Source organism: Enterobacter cloacae complex sp. P18RS, from assembly GCF_014982105.1.
Classification (GTDB): domain Bacteria; phylum Pseudomonadota; class Gammaproteobacteria; order Enterobacterales; family Enterobacteriaceae; genus Enterobacter; species Enterobacter hormaechei_C.
In genome coordinates, this window is record NZ_JADCKV010000038.1 from 20,051 (window position 1) to 39,069 (window position 19,019).

Below are 19,019 nucleotides of genomic sequence, written 5' to 3' on the forward strand. Positions count from 1 at the left end.
AATCCTGGTGGTTTACGTTATTCGTGTAGAGAAACAAAACTGACTCCCGGGTCGGCAAACACGACAAAAGTTCCATACTGATGGCCCTGCCATTATTTGATGATTCGGGATTTTCTATGCGTCAAATAACCTGGTTTTTTAACGCTATTTACCGCCATTATCTTATTGACAAGCTGTTAGTCTTGACCTCGTAAAAAAACCATCCAGGGGAGAGTCATGGCTATACAGGGCATTGAAGGGGTACTCAGTCAGTTACAGGCAACGGCGATGACCGCCCGTAATCAGAGCGTGGCTGACCAGCCGCCGGGCGTTAGCTTCGCCGGTCAACTGCATGCGGCGCTGGACCGGATCAGCGACAAGCAAAACGCGGCCCGTACCCAGGCTGAGAGATTTACCCTTGGCGAACCCGGCGTGGCGCTCAACGATGTGATGGCCGATCTGCAAAAAGCGTCGGTGTCATTGCAGATGGGGTTGCAGGTGCGTAACAAGCTGGTGTCGGCATACCAGGAAGTGATGGGCATGCAGGTTTAATCAATACCTATCTTACGCTGGCAGCCTGATGGCTTTAATGCCACAATATTTTTTTCTTCGCATGCAGGAAAGATGATGAAAAAAGTAGCAATTGTGGCTGCGATGCTGACGTTAGCGGGATGTGTTCAGGTAGATAACTATCAGGAAGTGATTAAGCACCCGGTACCTTCGCAACTGGCAGGTTACTGGCAGTCGAAAGGGCCGCAGAGCGCGATGGTGAGCCCGGAAGCGATCGCCACGCTGGTGGTGACGCCAGAGGGGGATACGCTGGATTGCCGTCAGTGGCAGCGCGTTATCGCGGTGCCGGGTAAGATCATGCTGCGTTCAGATGATTATTATAACGTGACGCGTAAGCTGGATGTCTATCCGCTGGAGCGTGATGGGGCGGCGCTGGAGTATGACGGTATGGAACTGTACAAGGTTGACCGTCCAACAGTGGAATGCGCAGATTACCTGAGTAAGAATCCGCTGGAGAGTAAGCTTCCGTAGCGGTAAAAGCAAAACGGCAATCATATTGCCGTTTTTAGGGTTTGCTCCCTCTCCCGGTGGGAGAGGGTCGGGGTGAGGGCATCAGGCCGCACTTTCCCAGCACTACAGCGCGTCCTCAATCACCCAGACGCTGACGCTGCCCCCGTTACAGAAGAACGTCCCTTCGCCATCCGCCGCCGTGGTCACGATTTCCTCGCGGTTGCCTAAAAAATCACGCCAGGTCTTGTTGCCGTAATTCTCCCCGAGGCAGATCGTCTTCTCGCCGTCATCGCCATTCGACAGCACCACCACACAGCCCGGGTGCTCCTCAGTCCCGCTGCGGCTGAACGCAATGCAGTTTGGATGATCGAAAAACAGCGTCTGTACGCCGTGGGCAAAACGCTGCCGGGCGAGGATCAGCTCGTGGAGCTGTTCAATCACCGGCATATCGATGTGATACGTCTCGCCATCCCCGCCGGTGTCGTCATAGCTGGCGCCAAAAAGATCCGGGTAAAATACGCTCGGCACGCCGTTTTCACGCAGCAGGATGAGCGCGTAGGCCAGCGGTTTGAACCAGGCTTCAACCGGGGCTTCCAGCGCCTGCAAGGGTTGGGTATCGTGGTTGGCTACCAGGGTCACGGCATGGAACGGATCGGCTTCCACCAGCGTACCGGTGAAAATCTGGCTCATATCGTAGTCGCGTCCCTGGCGTGACGCTTCGTGAAATTTCATTTGCAGCGGCGCATCAAACAGCATGGTTTTACCGTCCACCTGATTGATGTAGTGCTGCAATTTATCCACTTCGTGAGACCAGTATTCCGCCACAATAAACAGCGGCTGCGGGGCCACCTCCTGGACGTGCTCAATCCACTCTTTATAGAACCAGGCCGGGATGTGTTTTACCGCGTCCAGGCGGAAGCCGTCGCAGTGGGTTTGCTCCATCACCCAGCGCGCCCAGTATTTGATCTCCTCCGTCACCGCGTGGTTGCGAAAATCAATGTTTTCACCCATCAGGTAATCGAAATTGCCCATCTCGTCGTCGACCTGATCGTTCCAGCCTTCGCCGGTGTAGTCGTTCACGATTTTGAAGATACCGTCCTCATTGGGGTTTTCAATGTGGTCGATACCGCTGAAGCATTTGTAATCCCAGATGAATTGCGAATACTGCCCGGCCCGAACGGGGAAGGTGTAACGCGTCCAGGCTTCGCATTCGATGATCTCATCGCTGATTTGGGTGCGATCCTGAGCATCCACGCGCTGCACGCGGACGGGTTCCTTTTCATCGGCCCCCATTTTGTGGTTGACCACCACGTCCAGAAGCACCGCAATCTGGTTGCTTTTTAAGGCGTTGATGGCCTCCAGCAGCTGGGCTTTATCGCCGTATTTGGTGGCGACGCTGCCTTTCTGGTCAAACTCACCGAGGTCGAAAAGGTCATAAGAGTCATACCCGACGGAATAGCCGCCGGATGCCCCCTTATATGCCGGCGGTAACCAGACCATATTGATGCCGATTTCGTTCAGGTTGGGGGCTAATGCCGTGACTTCTCGCCACAATTCGCCGCCGGTGGGGTAGTACCAGTGAAAACATTGTAAAAGTGTTGGGTTGCGCATGCACCATCTCCATGAGGTCGCGAAACTCAAGTATGGAGCAGGTTTGGCAGAAATGCCTGGCGAACGAAACGGTTAACGTTTGCCCGCCAGTTAAATGGCTAATTAATATCGCTATTACTTTGCGGAACCAGGACATGACCGCCCTGGTTACCGTAGGTGGAGAGAACGGTTTTCTGGATGGAGGATTGCCCAACCAGCTTCGCCAGTTCATCCATTCTGGCTTGCAGCAACGTTTTTACCTGGCCTTCGTTGTCCAGGATCACCCGCAGCGTCGGGCGAAGCTGCTCCTGAATCTGCATCGAAGGTTCACTTTCCTGAGTGAGACGAGCCAGTGAGTGCACCGCATTAACATAGTCGGTTTCACAGATGATCAGATCATCCCATAGTCCCTGCCGGGCCAGTCGCAACATCAACTGGCTCTGCTCAAGGAGTTGCTGATAAAGGGCATAAAGTTGCGGTGCGTTACTCATTAGACGGCGTCCTGGACAAGAGTTGGTATACCTGCTGCCTCCTTCCAGCCATCCGCAATATTGCGCAGTAAATTTTCCACCTCTTCGATGGCACTGGCATCATTGCGAAGGTTGGCCTGAAGCAGGCGACGAACCATATAGGCATAGAGAGCGATCAGGTTTTGTGTTAACTCGTCTTTACTCTCTTCATCCAATCCGACCTTCAGGCCATTTTCGATGATATTAATCGCTTTGGAGAGTGCCAACCCTTTTGCCGGGATATTACCGTCTGCTAGGAACAGACGCGCGCGTACCAGCGCGCTGAGGGCACCATCAAATAGCATGATAACCAGTTGCTGCTGGCTGGCGCTCATCACCGCGCTTTCAACTTCTATCTTTGCGTAGGCTTGCGTGCCTTTTGCGCCGTACATGTTATCCCCCTCGGGTCTGATTATCTGTTACTACTTGTTGGAAGACGTATTTTCGAACTGCTGTGTAAGGTAGCTGCTCGTAGAGTTCAGCGAGTTCATCATGACGTCCAATTGCGTAAACTGTTCTTTATAACGCGCTACCATGGTGTCGATACGCTCGCTGGCCGCGTTGTATTGCTTAGTTAAATTGTTCAGGGTTTTACTGACGCCATCTTCTGCAGCCTGAATGATGCCGGTGCTGGAGAGCCAACCAGTCAGATTCGTCCCAACAGTGGTAGTGATCCCCGATGTCTTACCGTCGCCTACCAGCAGATCCTTCATACCAGCGGAATTTGTCTTCATTGCTGCGCTAAGTTTGTCATCATCCACTTTTAGTTTGCCGGTGCTTGGGTCTGTCGTAATGCCAGCTTGTGCCAGGGTCTTAATATTGGAACTGGTGTGAGGGTTATTCAGCACGCTTTTCAACTGAGTCTGAATAGTGCGTAGTGTACTGTCGCCTAACAACGCGCCGTTGCTGGTATTCTGTGCGTCTGAACCCGCATCCACAGCAGTATATTTTGTGAGGCTGCTGAAAGTATCTTGCAGGGAGTTATACGCCGTAACCCAATCGTTTATCGCTTTGGTCGCTTTAGTGTTATCGGTAGTGATCGTTAAGGTCTGATTACCGGTAGTCACGTCGTTCAGGTTGAGGGTGATATCTTCCAGCGCATCACTAATGGTATTGCTGCTGTTTTCAATATCAACGTTATTAACTTTCAACAGCGCATTTTGAGCCGTAACGCTTTCCAGCATACCGTTAGCGGTGTCTGCGCTATTACCGTTGTAGCCCATGAAGGACTCAAGTGCCGTATCACCGCTGACACTAATGGTCATGGCATTGTCTTTACCGGTATCTTTCGACGTAATGGACAGACGATACTCACCATTTCCGACGTTAATAATGCTGGCACTTACGCCGGCATCCGCTTTGTTGATTGCATCTCGGATACCCGTTAGAGAACTGTTTTCTGCACTGATATTAATGGTGACAGGTTTCTTGTCACCACCTTGCTGAATGGTGATGGTGCTGTCTGCTGCCGCAATCGCCGTTTTATTATCGCTTTGCGTTTTTGCTGTTGTCAGGGTTTGCGCCTGCGCCAGCTGCGATACGTTAATGGTGTATTTACCCGCAATCGCGCTGCCGGTGGTTGTGGCACTGAAGGCTGTGCTGCTGCTGGCGGTGGTAGTCGCTGTAAACAGATCGGCTTTGCTAAGTGCAGTATTTGCCGTCTGGAAGGATTCCAGTGCACTTTTCAGCGTGCCGTAGGCACTAAGTTTTGCTGTATAGGAAGTTTGCTGCTTAGAGATCGGCGTCAGCTGTGCTTTTTGTGCAGCGGTCAGACTGTCCAGAATGTCACCTAACTGCAAACCTGAACCGACTCCCAACGTAGAAATACTTGCCATATTTATTCCTTAATGTAACGACACGTAGAACGAATAGTGGGGTTATCGGCCTCAACTCAAGAAAGTTTACGGTTATGTTCTTTTTTTTAATGGCGAGAATAACGCTAATAGAGAAGAGTATTTCTGTGGCTAAAAAAAATGACGCGATCCTGAAAAAAAATCTAAAGGTTGTTTTGGACCAGACGATAACACCATTGACGGCGATGAAGCCGAAGGGTGGAAACCCAAATCTAACCCACAGATTTGATGAACAACAGGAAACGTAATCATGGCACAAGTCATTAATACCAACAGCCTCTCGCTGATCACTCAGAACAACATCAACAAGAACCAGTCTTCAATGTCTACCGCCATTGAGCGTCTGTCATCCGGTCTGCGTATCAACAGCGCAAAAGATGACGCTGCGGGCCAGGCGATTGCTAACCGCTTCACCTCTAACATCAAAGGCCTGACTCAGGCTGCACGTAACGCTAATGATGGTATCTCTGTTGCGCAGACCACTGAAGGTGCTCTGTCTGAAATCAACAATAACTTGCAGCGTATCCGTGAGCTGTCTGTGCAGGCTTCCACAGGCACCAACTCCGATTCTGACCTGGCATCTATTCAGGACGAAATTACATCTCGTCTGGATGAAATTGACCGTGTATCTGAACAGACTCAGTTCAACGGCGTGAACGTGCTGGCTAAAGACGGTTCAATGAAAATTCAGGTTGGCGCTAACGATGGCCAAACTATCGAAATCGACCTGAAAAAAATCGACTCTTCTACCCTGGGTCTTAAGGGGCTTAACATTCAGACTGCAAATGTTTCAACTGGTAAAGAGCTGACTACCGTTCCTACCGATGTGACATTAAACACCACTGCGTTTAATACTGCTGTCGATGGTTTAGAAACGGGTAACACTACTGCTACTATCGTAAAAGGTGAAGACGGTAGTTATTTTGCAAAAGTAACAGGTGCAACTACTGATGCAACCAAAAATGGTTATTACTCAGTTAGCATCGACAACGCCTCTGGTGCAGTGACTCTGGGTTCCAAAGTCGCAGACCAAACTTCTGTTAAATCAGATGATGTTGCGCTGACCAAAGTTACTGTAGACAAAGCTATCGACATGACCGATGCCTCTGTCGCTGCCATCCCAGGTGCAAAACTGTATCAAGTGACCAATGCTGCGGGCGATAAAGCTTATGCATTAAAAGGCACTGACAACAAACTCTATGCAGCTGATGTCACCAACGGCGTTGTAACAGCAAAAACTATCAACTATACCGATGCAGACGGTGCCGCTGTAACAGGCGCTAATGTAACATTGGGCGGGACTAACGGCCTGACCGAAGTGGTAACCGTAGGTTCAGGCGAAAATGCCAAAACTTACAAATCCTCTGACCTTGGCGGTGCTAATCTCCAGACTCAAACTCTGTCTGCAATCAAAACGTCTACCAGCAATCCTCTGGCAGCGCTTGATGATGCGATTTCAAGCGTAGACAAATTCCGTTCTTCACTGGGTGCTATCCAGAACCGTCTGGATTCTGCTGTAACCAACCTGAACAACACCACCACCAACCTGTCTGAAGCGCAGTCCCGTATTCAGGACGCCGACTATGCGACCGAAGTGTCCAACATGTCTAAAGCGCAAATCGTTCAGCAGGCCGGTAACTCCGTGTTGGCCAAAGCTAACCAGGTTCCTCAGCAGGTTCTGTCTCTGCTGCAAGGCTAATCGCCTGATTAAGCTCAAACCCCGCTTCGGCGGGGTTTTTTCTGTCCGCATTTACGCGTAACCCCCCAAATAACCCCTCATTTCACCCACTATTCACCCGATTAAAACCCCTCCAGAATCGGATAATCATGCCGATAACTCAACTAACGCAGGGCTGTTTATCGTGAATTCACTCTATACCGCTGAAGGTGTAATGGATAAACACTCGCTGTGGCAGCGTTATGTTCCGCTGGTGCGTCACGAAGCATTGCGCCTCCAGGTGCGTTTGCCGGCGAGCGTGGAACTGGACGATCTGCTACAGGCGGGCGGTATCGGGTTATTGAATGCAGTTGACCGGTACGACGCTCTGCAAGGAACGGCATTTACGACTTACGCAGTGCAGCGTATTCGTGGTGCGATGCTGGACGAGCTGCGCAGCCGCGACTGGGTGCCGCGCAGCGTTCGCCGCAACGCGCGCGAAGTGGCGCATGCGATGGGGCAGCTGGAACAGGAACTGGGGCGCAACGCGACGGAAACCGAAGTGGCAGAGCGTCTGGGCATTCCTGTTGAAGAGTATCGCCAGATGTTGCTCGATACCAATAACAGCCAACTCTTCTCTTATGATGAGTGGCGCGAAGAGCATGGCGATAGCATCGAGCTGGTGACGGATGAACATCAGCAAGAAAACCCGTTACACCATTTACTGGAAGGGAATTTACGCCAGCGCGTGATGGAAGCAATTGAAGCTTTACCGGAACGTGAGCAACTGGTGTTAACCCTCTATTACCAGGAAGAGCTCAATCTCAAAGAGATTGGCGCCGTGCTGGAGGTGGGCGAGTCACGGGTGAGCCAGCTGCACAGCCAGGCCATTAAACGCCTGCGCACAAAACTGGGTAAGTTATAGGTGAGTCATTCGCCTTGGAAATGCCGCACAACGTATTGACAACCAGGAGTTATCATGACGGTGCAGCAATCTAAAAGACGGCCTTTAAGCCGCTACCTGAAAGACTTTAAACACAGCCAGACGCATTGCGCCCACTGTAAAAAATTACTCGACCGCATCACGCTGGTTCGTCGCGGTGAAATCGTGAATAAGATTGCGATTTCCCGCCTCGACACGCTGATGGATGAAGCCGCCTGGCTTGAAGAGCAAAAAGAGTGGGTAGCGCTTTGCCGTTTCTGTGGCGATCTCCATTGCAAAGAGCAAAGCGACTTCTTCGATATTATCGGCTTCAAGCAATTCCTGTTTGAACAAACGGAGATGAGTCACGGCACCGTGCGTGAATACGTGGTTCGCCTGCGCCGCCTGGGTCAGCATTTGACCATGCAAAATATCTCCCGCGATCTGCTGACGACCGGATACCTGGATGAAAATCTGGAACCCTGGTTGCCCGCCACCAGTACCAATAATTACCGCATCGCGCTGCGAAAGTACGCGCAATATAAAGTCCAGATGCCGGGCGTCATAAAGCAGAAAGTCCGCGCCGGAACAACTTCTGATATATATTAAAAAAGAATAAGATGTAGCGCAGCCGCCTTTGACGTTGCAGGCGATTTCTCTACACTACTCAAAAATTCCACTGTATCGGGGTACTTATGAAATTAGCACTTCTGGGTCGTCAGGCGCTGATGGGGATGATGGCCGTTGCGCTGGTCGCGGGGATGAGTGTGAAAACGTTCGCGGCAGAGAATCTGCTCAACAAAGTTAAAGAGCGCGGCACGCTGCTGGTTGGGCTGGAAGGAACCTATCCTCCGTTCAGCTTCCAGGGCGACGACGGTAAACTGACCGGTTTTGAAGTGGAGTTTGCGCAGGAGCTGGCGAAACACCTCGGCGTTAAAGCCTCCCTGAAACCCACCAAATGGGACGGGATGTTGGCGTCACTGGATTCCAAACGTATTGACGTGGTGATTAACCAGGTAACCATTTCTGACGAGCGTAAGAAGAAGTATGACTTCTCCACGCCGTACACCGTGTCCGGTATTCAGGCGCTGGTGAAGAAAGGTAACGAAGGCAGTATCAAATCCGCATCGGATCTGAAAGGTAAGAAAGTCGGCGTCGGTCTGGGCACCAACTACGAAGAGTGGCTGCGCCAGAACGTGCAGGGCGTGGACATCCGTACCTACGATGATGACCCGACGAAATACCAGGATCTCCGCGTAGGCCGTATTGACGCCATTCTGGTTGACCGCCTGGCAGCGCTGGATCTGGTGAAGAAAACCAACAATACCCTGGCTGTCGCGGGTGATGCGTTCTCCCGTCAGGAGTCCGGCGTGGCGGTGCGTAAAGGTAACGAGGATCTGCTGAAAGCCATCGACGGCGCCATTGCTGAGATGCAGAAAGACGGCAGCCTGAAGGCGCTTTCTGAGAAGTGGTTCGGCGCAGACGTGACGAAATAAGTCTCTGACTGACAAAAAAAGGCGCTTTTAAAAGCGCCTTTTTTATTTCTCGCGCGTCTGCGTGCATAATGAAATAACAATTGTTTGCGTGACCGGAGGAACCATGTCACTACAGAATTTAACGCGCTTTCCCCGTCTGGAATTTATCGGCGCACCCACGCCGCTGGAGTATCTGCCGCGATTTTCTGACTACCTGGGGCGCGATATTTTCATTAAGCGTGACGATGTGACGCCCATGGCGATGGGCGGAAATAAGCTGCGCAAGCTGGAATTTCTCGCCGCCGATGCCCTGCGCGAAGGCGCGGACACGCTGATCACCGCCGGGGCAATTCAGTCTAACCACGTTCGCCAGACGGCGGCAGTGGCGGCGAAGCTGGGACTCCACTGCGTTGCCCTGCTGGAGAACCCGATCGGGACGCAGGCAGAGAATTACCTGACTAACGGTAACCGTTTGCTGCTGGATCTGTTCAACGTGCAGGTTGAAATGGTCGACGCGTTGACCGACCCGGCTGCACAGCTCGACGAGCTGGCGACGCGTCTGGAAGCGCAGGGTTTTCGTCCGTACGTGATCCCGGTTGGCGGCTCGAATGCGCTGGGTGCCCTCGGCTATGTTGAGAGCGCGCTGGAAATCGCTCAGCAGTGCGAAGGCGCGGTGAGTTTATCCTCGGTGGTGGTGGCGTCCGGCAGTGCGGGGACCCATGCTGGTTTAGCGGTCGGGCTTGAGCAACTGATGCCGGAGGTCGAGCTGATTGGCGTGACGGTTTCCAGAAGCGTTGCGGACCAGAAGCCGAAAGTCGTCACCCTGCAACAGGCGGTGGCTGAACAGCTTGCGCTTCAGGCGAAGGCGGAAATACTGCTGTGGGATGACTATTTCGCGCCGGGCTATGGCACCCCCAATGATGAAGGGATGGAGGCGGTTAAGCTGCTGGCCCGTCTCGAAGGTATTCTGCTCGACCCGGTCTATACCGGCAAGGCAATGGCGGGCCTGATCGACGGCATCGCCCGCAAGCGCTTTAAGGATGAAGGACCCATTTTGTTTGTTCATACTGGCGGGGCGCCTGCGCTGTTTGCCTATCATCCTCATGTCTAAAAATCAGGTAGAAAAATAATAATGCAAGAAAGTATTCAACTGGTTATTGATTCGCTGCCGTTCTTGCTTAAGGGCGCGGTGTTTACTTTACAGCTCAGTATCGGCGGGATGTTCTTCGGGCTGGTGCTCGGGTTTGTGCTGGCACTGATGCGCATGTCGAACATCTGGCCGGTGCGGTGGCTGGCGCGGTTTTACATCTCCGTGTTCCGCGGAACGCCGCTTATCGCCCAGTTGTTTATGATTTACTACGGGCTGCCACAGTTTGGTATTGAGCTGGATCCGATCCCGGCGGCGATGATAGGCCTGTCGCTGAATACCGCGGCGTACACCTCTGAAACGCTGCGTGCGGCGATCTCCTCCATCGATAAAGGACAGTGGGAAGCGGCGGCCAGTATCGGGATGACCCCGTGGCAGACGCTGCGCCGGGCGATCCTGCCCCAGGCGGCGCGCGTGGCGCTGCCGCCGCTGAGCAACAGCTTTATCAGCCTGGTGAAAGACACCTCGCTTGCGGCGACCATTCAGGTGCCGGAGCTGTTCCGTCAGGCGCAGCTGATCACCTCGCGCACGCTGGAAGTGTTTACCATGTATCTGGCGGCCTCGCTGATTTACTGGGTGATGGCGACGGTACTGTCCGCTCTGCAAAACTATTTTGAAAACCAGCTTAACCGCCAGGAGCGTGATCCAAAATGAGTGCAATTGACGTCAAAAACCTGGTGAAAAAATTCCACGGGCAAACGGTGCTGCATGGCATTGACCTTGAGGTTGAGCAGGGCGAAGTGGTAGCAATTATCGGCCCGAGCGGGTCAGGCAAAACCACGCTGCTGCGCAGCATCAATTTACTGGAGCAGCCCGAAGGCGGGACGATCCGCGTGGGTGATATCACCATTGATACCGGGAAACCCATCAGCCAGCAAAAAGGGCTGATTCGCCGCCTGCGCCAGCATGTCGGCTTCGTGTTCCAGAGCTTTAATCTCTTTCCGCACCGCACGGTGCTGGAAAACATTATTGAAGGGCCGGTCATCGTCAAGGGGGAACCTAAGGAAGACGCGACGGTCCGCGCCCGCGAGCTGCTGGCGAAGGTTGGGCTGGCAGGGAAGGAGACGAGCTATCCGCGTCGCTTATCTGGCGGGCAGCAGCAGCGTGTCGCCATTGCGCGCGCGCTGGCGATGCGCCCGGATGTGATCCTGTTTGACGAACCCACATCCGCGCTCGATCCTGAGCTGGTCGGGGAAGTACTGAACACGATCCGACAGCTGGCGCAGGAGAAACGCACGATGGTGATTGTGACGCATGAAATGAGCTTCGCTCGCGACGTTGCCGATCGGGCTATTTTCATGGATCAGGGGAGAATAGTTGAGCAGGGGCCGGCTAAGGCGCTGTTTGCCAATCCGCAGCAGCCCCGTACCCGTCAGTTCCTTGAAAAATTCATAATGCAGTAGCATTTTAGCGTTCAATTTGCTCCAGATGCCGCTTCTGGAGCAAATTATCCTCCCTTAAACTCCGTTCTGTTGCTTTTTTATTCCGCCTGATGTGGATAAGCCATCGCCAAATTAAAGATAATCTGCCTGTGGCCGATATTTTATATAAATAATCATGCTTTATGTGTTAGGTTATATTCACCATAATAATGATTATCTTTATCAGAGGCTTCATTCAGTAAGTATGAGGGATATAGACTTTTTCACCTGGCGACGGGAATGCTTCCTCCGGTTTCAGGAAATGACCTGTGCCGAAGAGGTATATCAGGAACTTCAGCGACAAACGCAGGCGCTTGAATTCGATTATTATGCGCTTTGTGTTCGACACCCTGTGCCATTTACCCGCCCGCGAACCTCCGTCCATTCCAGTTATCCGCAACAATGGATGGCGCAATATCAGTCCGAGAATTATTTCGCCATTGACCCGGTGCTGAAGCCGGAGAATTTCATTCAGGGACATTTGCCCTGGACGGATGAATTATTCACGGATGCCCAGCAATTATGGGACGGCGCGCGGGACCACGGTTTACGCAAGGGAATAACGCAGTGTCTGATGATGCCAAATCATGCGCTCGGTTTCCTCTCCGTGTCATGTACCAGCTTACAGGCACACTCGATATCCAGTGAAGAAGTTGAGCTGCGTTTACAAATGCTCGTCCAGATGGCGCTCACCACACTGTTGCGCTTTGAACATGAGACGGTGATGCCGCCTGAAATGAAATTCAGCAAGCGTGAGCGGGAAATTCTGAAGTGGACCGCAGAAGGGAAGACCTCGGCAGAAATCGCCATCATTCTCTCCATCTCGGAAAATACCGTCAATTTCCATCAAAAGAATATGCAGAAGAAATTCAACGCACCGAATAAGATCCAGATAGCGTGTTATGCCGCGGCGACGGGGCTTATCTGACTGATATCACGTTCTGCGTGTCAGACGAGAAAACGGCTGAATGCTTTGCATCCAGCCGTTTTTGTTACTGGCGGTAGGCTTGTTTAATTTGCTTAACCGTATTGGCAAAAACAGCGGATTCCGCCTGGTCTTCCATCTGCGCGATCTGTTTTTCCATTTTAATGATCACACGACCAGCATCAGCCTGGCCCATCGCTTGTAGCATAAGCGTCAGCAGCGACTTCAGGCAGTTTACTTCCTGTGCCAGTTCCTGGTTATTCTCGGCAGTGGCAAATTCAGGTGTGCTCATTTATTTTCCTCATTATAAAACAGCGCATGAGCGCGACGATGAAAGTTAAGGCGGCGGAGTATACCACAAGCTACGGCAAAAAATGCAGTGGTTGTTTTTTATACTTATCGCGCAGTGATTATTGGGCGGCGCGGATTATGAAGGTACTCTGTCCAATATGTTAGCGACAATTAAATGTTTATCCCCGGTTCGCCATTCGTTAATTGTTGTTACAAAAAATCGCGCGCTCTTTTTCGTTTGAGTTAACAACTGTTTTAGTAACTTTTCGAATGTCGATGCTAAAAAATAGCGGTAAAAGCCCGGCGGGCAAGGGTTTTCTTTCCACTTACTGTACAGCTTAATTTCCAAAAACGAGACAAGAATCGAATAGCCGATTTTTTAGCGTTTTAATCTTGCATGGAAAACCGTTAATATAAACCCAATTAGCAGTCAGTAGCGTTATCCCTATTCTGGAGACATTTCCTTTGATCAACGTCCTTCTTGTTGATGACCACGAACTGGTGCGCGCAGGGATACGACGCATTCTTGAAGATATAAAGGGTATTAAAGTTGCCGGCGAGGCGTGCTGTGGCGAAGATGCCGTCAAATGGTGTCGCGCTAACTCCGCAGACGTGGTGCTGATGGATATGAACATGCCCGGTATTGGCGGGCTTGAAGCCACGCGCAAAATCGCGCGCATGTTCGTTGATACCAAAGTTATCATGCTGACCGTCCATACCGAAAATCCGCTGCCTGCCAGGGTTATGCAGGCGGGTGCTGCCGGGTATCTCAGTAAAGGCGCCGCGCCGCAGGAAGTCGTCAATGCTATCCGCACCGTACACGCCGGGCAGCGCTACATTGCTTCTGATATTGCTCAACAGATGGCTCTGAGTCAGATTGAACCGGAAAAAACGGAATCTCCGTTTGCCAGTTTGTCTGAGCGCGAATTGCAGATTATGCTGATGATCACTAAAGGTCAGAAGGTGAATGAGATCTCAGAGCAGCTGAATCTCAGCCCGAAAACGGTCAACAGCTATCGCTATCGAATGTTCAGTAAACTGAACATTCACGGTGATGTCGAACTGACTCACCTGGCCATTCGCCATGGTTTGTGCAATGCGGAGTCGTTAATAAGTCAGTGAGTGAAGCGTTCGATTCAAAAGCATTTCTGAAAACCGTCACCAGCCAGCCAGGCGTCTACCGTATGTACGATGCTGGCGGTACGGTTATCTATGTCGGTAAGGCGAAAGATCTGAAGAAACGCCTTTCCAGCTATTTCCGCAGCAACCTTGCCTCTCGTAAAACCGAAGCGCTGGTCGCACTTATACACAACATTGATGTCACCGTAACGCATACGGAAACGGAAGCGCTGCTCCTTGAGCACAACTACATTAAGTTGTATCAGCCGCGCTACAACGTTCTGCTGCGCGATGACAAATCCTATCCGTTTATCTTCCTGAGCGGCGACACGCACCCGCGGCTGGCGATGCATCGTGGCGCTAAGCATGCGAAAGGTGAATATTTCGGCCCGTTCCCGAACGGTTATGCCGTGCGGGAAACGCTGGCGCTTTTGCAAAAAATCTTTCCTGTTCGCCAGTGCGAAAATAGCGTTTATCGCAACCGCTCCCGGCCATGCCTGCAATATCAGATTGGCCGCTGCCTGGGGCCGTGCGTTGAAGGGCTGGTGAGCGAAGAAGAGTACGCGCAGCAGGTGGAATATGTCCGCCTGTTTTTAGCCGGGAAAGACGATCAGGTGCTGACGCAACTGATTGCCCGTATGGAAAAAGCCAGCGCGGCGCTGGAATTTGAGGAGGCCGCACGCATCCGCGACCAGATTCAGGCGGTGCGCAGGGTGACCGAGAAGCAGTTTGTTTCCAATACGGGCGACGACCTCGATGTTATCGGCGTAGCCTTTGACGCCGGTCTGGCCTGCGTTCATGTGCTTTTTATTCGTCAGGGCAAAGTGCTCGGCAGCCGCAGCTACTTCCCGAAAGTGCCGGGCGGCACTGAGCTGGGTGAAGTGGTGGAGACCTTCGTCGGCCAGTTTTATTTGCAGGGCAGCCAGATGCGTACGCTGCCCTCGGAGATCCTGCTCGACTTCACGCTCGATGATAAAACCCTGCTGGCGGAGTCGCTTTCAGAGCTGGCAGGCCGCCGGGTGAATGTTCAGACGAAACCGCGCGGCGATCGCGCGCGTTATCTGAAGCTGGCGCGAACCAATGCCGCCACGGCGCTGACCACTAAACTGTCCCAGCAGTCGACCGTCAGCCAGCGTTTAACCGCGCTTGCTACGCTGCTTAAGCTGCCGGAAGTGAAACGCATGGAATGCTTCGACATCAGCCATACGATGGGGGAGCAGACCGTGGCGTCGTGTGTGGTCTTTGATGCCAATGGTCCGCTGCGGGCAGAGTATCGTCGCTATAACATCACCGGCATTACACCTGGTGACGATTATGCCGCCATGAACCAGGTGCTGCGCCGTCGCTATGGTAAAGCGATTGAAGAGAGCAAAATTCCGGACGTTATCCTTATCGACGGCGGGAAAGGGCAGTTGGGGCAGGCGAAGGCGGTATTTGAATCGCTCGACGTGGAGTGGGATAAGAACCATCCGCTGCTGCTGGGGGTAGCGAAAGGGGCAGATCGTAAGGCTGGCCTGGAAACGCTGTTCTTTGAGCCGGAAGGCGAGGGCTTTAGCCTGCCGCCAGATTCCCCTGCGCTGCACGTGATCCAGCATATCCGCGATGAGTCGCACGATCACGCCATCAGCGGGCACCGTAAAAAACGGGCGAAAGTGAAAAATACCAGTACCCTTGAGACGATTGAAGGCGTCGGGCCAAAACGTCGCCAGATGCTGTTGAAGTATATGGGCGGATTGCAAGGATTACTCAACGCCAGTATGGAAGAAATTGCAAAAGTGCCGGGTATTTCGCAAGGGCTGGCAGAAAAGATCTACTACTCGTTGAAACATTGAGGGCTCTGTAGCAACATAGAGCTAAATTTTACTGACAACAGACAGTTACCGTCATCATGCGATTTAATATCCCTACGTTGCTCACTCTCTTTCGCGTTGTGCTCATTCCGTTCTTCGTCCTGGCATTTTACCTGCCGGTCGTCTGGGCGCCTTTTGCCTGTGCGCTTATTTTCCTGATCGCTGCCGTGACGGACTGGTTTGACGGTTATCTGGCGCGTCGCTGGAACCAGAGTACCCGCTTTGGCGCGTTCCTCGATCCGGTTGCGGATAAGGTGATGGTGGCAATCGCGATGGTGCTGGTGGCGGAACATTATCATACCTGGTGGGTAACGCTGCCTGCCGCGACCATGATTGGCCGTGAGATTATTATCTCTGCCCTGCGCGAGTGGATGGCGGAGCTGGGTAAACGCAGCAGCGTGGCGGTGTCCTGGATCGGTAAAGTTAAAACCACCGCACAGATGGCGGCGCTGGTATGGATGCTGTGGCGTCCGAATGCCTGGGTAGAGTGGGCCGGCATTGGTCTGCTGTGGGTTGCGGCGGTGCTGACGCTGTGGTCAATGCTGCAATATTTGAACGCTGCGCGCGGTGATTTGCTTGAACAGTGATCGTTTCGGCTTAATTTTCAGCAAACGATCCTGAGATGCAAAAAATAACGTTGACTCAAAACGTCATATCAGTAGAATGCAACGCATCGAACGGCGGCACAGTTAGCCGGACGACAATGAAATCAAGTGGTTAGGAAGTAGTTAAATAGTTACTTGATGACATGCGGGAATAGCTCAGTTGGTAGAGCACGACCTTGCCAAGGTCGGGGTCGCGAGTTCGAGTCTCGTTTCCCGCTCCAGATTAATGCATCGGCAGCTTGCGGGTGCAGGTCGAAAGACAACAGATTTAAGGCGCGTTAGCAAAGCGGTTATGTAGCGGATTGCAAATCCGTCTAGTCCGGTTCGACTCCGGAACGCGCCTCCACTTTCTTCCCTGGCCGGATGGTGGAATCGGTAGACACAAGGGATTTAAAATCCCTCGGCGTTCGCGCTGTGTGGGTTCAAGTCCCACTCCGGCTACCATGGGAAAAAGCAGAATAATCAAAGCAATAAGCAGTGTCGTGAAACCACCGAAAGGTGGTTTTTTTGTGCCTGCAATCCCCCCTTCCTGACAACAAATCTTATTTTTCGTGCCTGACCCATGCACAACCATAATTTTTCGATCATTATGCGTTGAGGGCGTTGCATTATCGCGTAAATTCTTATATCTCCGTTTCATCGATTGCCCTGCGGCAGCTTCGCAGATAACTTCATTTGGATTTTCCTTAGAAAAAGTGGAAGAGCTTGCAAATGGGCTGGGCAAGGGTATCAACAAATGATCAAAACATTGTTCTCCGGCGACAAGCTCTCGAACGTACAGGATATGAACTACGGTTGGCAAGAGGCATCTAAAACGGCAATGGCGCTGGATTTGACCAGTGGAAGCATTACGGGGTGGCAGATGTACCAGATAGCTAAAGAGAATTGATTATGTCACAAGAATTAGAATTTTCGCTTCATCCACCCATTTGGCCTGCCATCGTCTATTTTGTTGTATCTGTTGCAATTTTTTTCTTTCTTTATCTCGGGAAACTAAAAGTTAACAGGCTGCATAAATACCCGCTATTTATCGCATATATGGTGTTTGTAATCGCTGTTGCAGCCGTTCAGATAAACATCTTTGCTAATGGCTACGAGTTTGTCCGCAGCTTTTTGCATATCGATTTTGACCCCTATCGATATGACTCGGTATATTGGGGATCATTGTGTTTCTCCATAATTTACTTGCTGGCGTTGCCCCGGAACAAGTTTTAGCATAATGAAATTTTCATTTAAGGGACGCTATGTCTTTACCGCCATTGTATGCACTGCGTGCGTTTGAAGTTGCTGCGCGGTTGAACTCCTTCAGTAAAGCCGCTGAAACGCTCAATATTACGCCGGGCGCGGTCAGCAGACATGTTCGTACCCTTGAACTGTGGTTCGACTGCGAGCTTTTCAAAAGGCAAGGTCCTCGGGTGGAGGTCACTGAAGCCGGGCGAGTGCTTGCCGGGCAGCTGAACGAAAGCTTCACGAGCATTGAATGGGCCTGCCGGGTATTTCGTAGTGAAAACCACCTGCTGCGGCTTAAAGCACCCAGTACCCTGACCATGAGATGGCTTCTCGACGTGCTGCGATCTTTTCGCAACAACCATGCAAAACCACAGGTTGAGATTGCCAGCGTCTGGATGGACATTGACACCGTTGATTTCAATCTTGAGCCCTACGATTGCGCCATTCTTCTCGGCAATGGGCGTTTTGGTGACACAACGGAAAGCCAACTGCTATTTCATGAATGGCTTATCCCGGTTTGTACTCCATCGCTTATCGAACCGGCCCGGCAGCGGCTTCCGCAATGCGATCTGATCCATCCTTCACCGGACAGACGTGACTGGCGGCGCTGGCTGCGAAGAACAGGATTGTTCCCGGGGCTCGATATGAGCAGCGGTATGGTGTTCGATACCCTTGAACAGGGAAGTATTGCCGCGATGAACGGGCACGGCATCGCTATCGCCGACCTGCATCTCACGCTTGATGCCCTGAAAAGTGGCCTGCTGGGCCTGCCTTTCAGGGAAGCTATCGCGACGGGGGATGGCTACTACCTCGTCTGGCCAATAAATTCACTCAAAAGAGAGAGCATTCAGCATCTTCTGGCCTGGCTGCAAAACCATACCCCGGTCGTTCCGGCGCTGGATATCGATTATCTGGCATACGATGACAGTCGGATTTATTAATACCGTTATGAATAAGATATATTTGCCATCTTTTTATAACGTTCTGGCAAAGCGCTGTTCAGGTTGAGCACCTTATCCAGAATATAAAATGCTGGCGTGTTTTTCTGTTGCTCAGCGTCAATAATTGCCGCACGTAATAGCGTGGCGGCAGACGAAATCTTGTGAAAATAGTCCTTAGACTCGGGCGTCTGTAATTCACCAGAAGTGGCGTAACGCACGTCCGGCCAGCCAGAGAAGTTGAGCAGCGGGAGAGGGTTGCCTGCTTCGGGCTGACAGGATGAAAGCAACGCAGCTGCTTTTTGGGGATCGCGATAGGCAACTGAAAGCATATACGCGCGCTGCGAAAACGGTAACAGGGCGTCAGAATGATTTTTGGTGGAGATAAGCAGGGTCATAAAATTCGCTAAATCGCCATCTGATGGAATTTCAGATGGCGATATAATTTTCATTAACTGAAATAAAGCATCAAGTGTCATGTTTGCCCC

21 protein-coding genes and 3 tRNA genes are annotated in these 19,019 nt (G+C 51.9%); 18 read left to right on the forward strand and 6 right to left on the reverse strand.

The window, feature by feature from the left end; all coding sequences use genetic code 11:
• The first annotated feature begins 216 nt into the window (after positions 1 to 216).
• Positions 217 to 531 (forward strand): flagellar hook-basal body complex protein FliE, encoded by a 315-nt coding sequence (gene fliE, locus INF61_RS21865; RefSeq protein ID WP_003859612.1) that lies wholly within the window; start codon positions 217 to 219, stop codon positions 529 to 531.
• 75 nt (positions 532 to 606) lie between these two features.
• Positions 607 to 1,020: a lipoprotein YedD gene (gene yedD / locus INF61_RS21870; RefSeq protein ID WP_003859613.1), complete on the forward strand. Its 414-nt coding sequence runs from the start codon at positions 607 to 609 to the stop codon at positions 1,018 to 1,020.
• A 102-nt stretch (positions 1,021 to 1,122) separates the two neighbouring features.
• On the opposite strand, the gene amyA is transcribed toward yedD, so the two are convergent.
• The 4 genes from amyA to fliD all read right to left on the reverse strand — a co-directional run bounded on the left by amyA (position 1,123) and on the right by fliD (position 4,933).
• Positions 1,123 to 2,610 carry an alpha-amylase gene (gene amyA / locus INF61_RS21875; RefSeq protein WP_045348701.1) on the reverse strand — a complete coding sequence of 496 codons (1,488 nt, stop codon included), beginning with the start codon at positions 2,608 to 2,610 and terminating at the stop codon, positions 1,123 to 1,125.
• Between the two features lie 98 nt (positions 2,611 to 2,708).
• On the reverse strand, positions 2,709 to 3,080 hold the full coding sequence (gene fliT / locus INF61_RS21880) for a flagella biosynthesis regulatory protein FliT (protein ID WP_006811148.1): 372 nt from the start codon (positions 3,078 to 3,080) through the stop codon (positions 2,709 to 2,711).
• Entirely contained in the window at positions 3,080 to 3,490 is a 411-nt protein-coding gene (gene fliS / locus INF61_RS21885) for a flagellar export chaperone FliS (protein ID WP_045333310.1), read from the reverse strand. The genes fliT and fliS overlap by 1 nt, the downstream gene beginning before the upstream one ends.
• 30 nt (positions 3,491 to 3,520) lie before the next feature.
• Positions 3,521 to 4,933, reverse strand: coding sequence for a flagellar filament capping protein FliD (gene fliD, locus INF61_RS21890; protein ID WP_193548124.1), 1,413 nt, complete (start codon positions 4,931 to 4,933; stop codon positions 3,521 to 3,523).
• Between the two features lie 268 nt (positions 4,934 to 5,201).
• Between fliD and INF61_RS21895 the strand changes: the two genes are divergently transcribed.
• The 8 genes from INF61_RS21895 to sdiA all read left to right on the forward strand — a co-directional run bounded on the left by INF61_RS21895 (position 5,202) and on the right by sdiA (position 12,501).
• The gene (locus INF61_RS21895) at positions 5,202 to 6,650 is read left to right on the forward strand and encodes a flagellin (protein WP_045333307.1); all 1,449 of its coding nucleotides are present in this window, start codon (positions 5,202 to 5,204) and stop codon (positions 6,648 to 6,650) included.
• Positions 6,651 to 6,813: 163 nt separating this feature from the next.
• Positions 6,814 to 7,533, forward strand: a complete 720-nt coding sequence (locus INF61_RS21900; protein WP_003859623.1) for an RNA polymerase sigma factor FliA — start codon at positions 6,814 to 6,816, stop codon at positions 7,531 to 7,533.
• Between the two features lie 54 nt (positions 7,534 to 7,587).
• Positions 7,588 to 8,139 (forward strand): flagella biosynthesis regulatory protein FliZ, encoded by a 552-nt coding sequence (gene fliZ / locus INF61_RS21905; protein WP_015570235.1) that lies wholly within the window; start codon positions 7,588 to 7,590, stop codon positions 8,137 to 8,139.
• An 86-nt stretch (positions 8,140 to 8,225) separates the two neighbouring features.
• Positions 8,226 to 9,026 carry a cystine ABC transporter substrate-binding protein gene (tcyJ, locus tag INF61_RS21910; protein WP_032669598.1) on the forward strand — a complete coding sequence of 267 codons (801 nt, stop codon included), beginning with the start codon at positions 8,226 to 8,228 and terminating at the stop codon, positions 9,024 to 9,026.
• A 103-nt stretch (positions 9,027 to 9,129) separates the two neighbouring features.
• Complete coding sequence (gene dcyD / locus INF61_RS21915) at positions 9,130 to 10,116, forward strand: D-cysteine desulfhydrase (protein WP_017693220.1); 987 nt, start codon at positions 9,130 to 9,132, stop codon at positions 10,114 to 10,116.
• Positions 10,117 to 10,137: 21 nt separating this feature from the next.
• Positions 10,138 to 10,806, forward strand: coding sequence for a cystine ABC transporter permease (tcyL, locus tag INF61_RS21920; protein WP_003859632.1), 669 nt, complete (start codon positions 10,138 to 10,140; stop codon positions 10,804 to 10,806).
• Positions 10,803 to 11,555: an L-cystine ABC transporter ATP-binding protein TcyN gene (tcyN, locus tag INF61_RS21925; RefSeq protein WP_193548125.1), complete on the forward strand. Its 753-nt coding sequence runs from the start codon at positions 10,803 to 10,805 to the stop codon at positions 11,553 to 11,555. Before tcyL ends, tcyN begins: the two co-directional genes overlap by 4 nt.
• 223 nt (positions 11,556 to 11,778) lie before the next feature.
• A complete protein-coding gene (gene sdiA / locus INF61_RS21930) occupies positions 11,779 to 12,501 on the forward strand; it encodes a transcriptional regulator SdiA (RefSeq protein ID WP_017384479.1) in 723 nt (240 codons plus the stop codon).
• Positions 12,502 to 12,565: 64 nt separating this feature from the next.
• On the opposite strand, the gene INF61_RS21935 is transcribed toward sdiA, so the two are convergent.
• Positions 12,566 to 12,790, reverse strand: a complete 225-nt coding sequence (locus INF61_RS21935; RefSeq protein ID WP_003859644.1) for a DUF2594 family protein — start codon at positions 12,788 to 12,790, stop codon at positions 12,566 to 12,568.
• Positions 12,791 to 13,254: 464 nt separating this feature from the next.
• On the opposite strand from INF61_RS21935, the gene uvrY reads away from it, so the two are divergent.
• The 8 genes from uvrY to INF61_RS21975 all read left to right on the forward strand — a co-directional run bounded on the left by uvrY (position 13,255) and on the right by INF61_RS21975 (position 18,534).
• Entirely contained in the window at positions 13,255 to 13,911 is a 657-nt protein-coding gene (gene uvrY / locus INF61_RS21940) for a UvrY/SirA/GacA family response regulator transcription factor (RefSeq protein WP_017384478.1), read from the forward strand.
• A complete protein-coding gene (gene uvrC / locus INF61_RS21945; RefSeq protein ID WP_017384477.1) occupies positions 13,908 to 15,740 on the forward strand; it encodes an excinuclease ABC subunit UvrC in 1,833 nt (610 codons plus the stop codon). The genes uvrY and uvrC overlap by 4 nt, the downstream gene beginning before the upstream one ends.
• Before the next feature lie 56 nt (positions 15,741 to 15,796).
• Positions 15,797 to 16,345 (forward strand): CDP-diacylglycerol--glycerol-3-phosphate 3-phosphatidyltransferase, encoded by a 549-nt coding sequence (gene pgsA, locus INF61_RS21950; protein ID WP_003859652.1) that lies wholly within the window; start codon positions 15,797 to 15,799, stop codon positions 16,343 to 16,345.
• A gap of 163 nt (positions 16,346 to 16,508) precedes the next feature.
• Positions 16,509 to 16,584 (forward strand) — tRNA-Gly (locus tag INF61_RS21955).
• A gap of 51 nt (positions 16,585 to 16,635) precedes the next feature.
• Positions 16,636 to 16,709 (forward strand) — tRNA-Cys (locus tag INF61_RS21960).
• Between the two features lie 11 nt (positions 16,710 to 16,720).
• A tRNA-Leu gene (locus INF61_RS21965) sits at positions 16,721 to 16,807 on the forward strand.
• Positions 16,808 to 17,099: 292 nt separating this feature from the next.
• Positions 17,100 to 17,252 carry a hypothetical protein gene (locus tag INF61_RS21970; protein ID WP_154815616.1) on the forward strand — a complete coding sequence of 51 codons (153 nt, stop codon included), beginning with the start codon at positions 17,100 to 17,102 and terminating at the stop codon, positions 17,250 to 17,252.
• 355 nt (positions 17,253 to 17,607) lie between these two features.
• A complete protein-coding gene (locus tag INF61_RS21975; protein ID WP_045339019.1) occupies positions 17,608 to 18,534 on the forward strand; it encodes a LysR substrate-binding domain-containing protein in 927 nt (308 codons plus the stop codon).
• A gap of 5 nt (positions 18,535 to 18,539) precedes the next feature.
• On the opposite strand, the gene INF61_RS21980 is transcribed toward INF61_RS21975, so the two are convergent.
• Positions 18,540 to 19,010, reverse strand: coding sequence for a hypothetical protein (locus INF61_RS21980; RefSeq protein ID WP_045348696.1), 471 nt, complete (start codon positions 19,008 to 19,010; stop codon positions 18,540 to 18,542).
• Positions 19,011 to 19,019 lie beyond the last annotated feature (9 nt).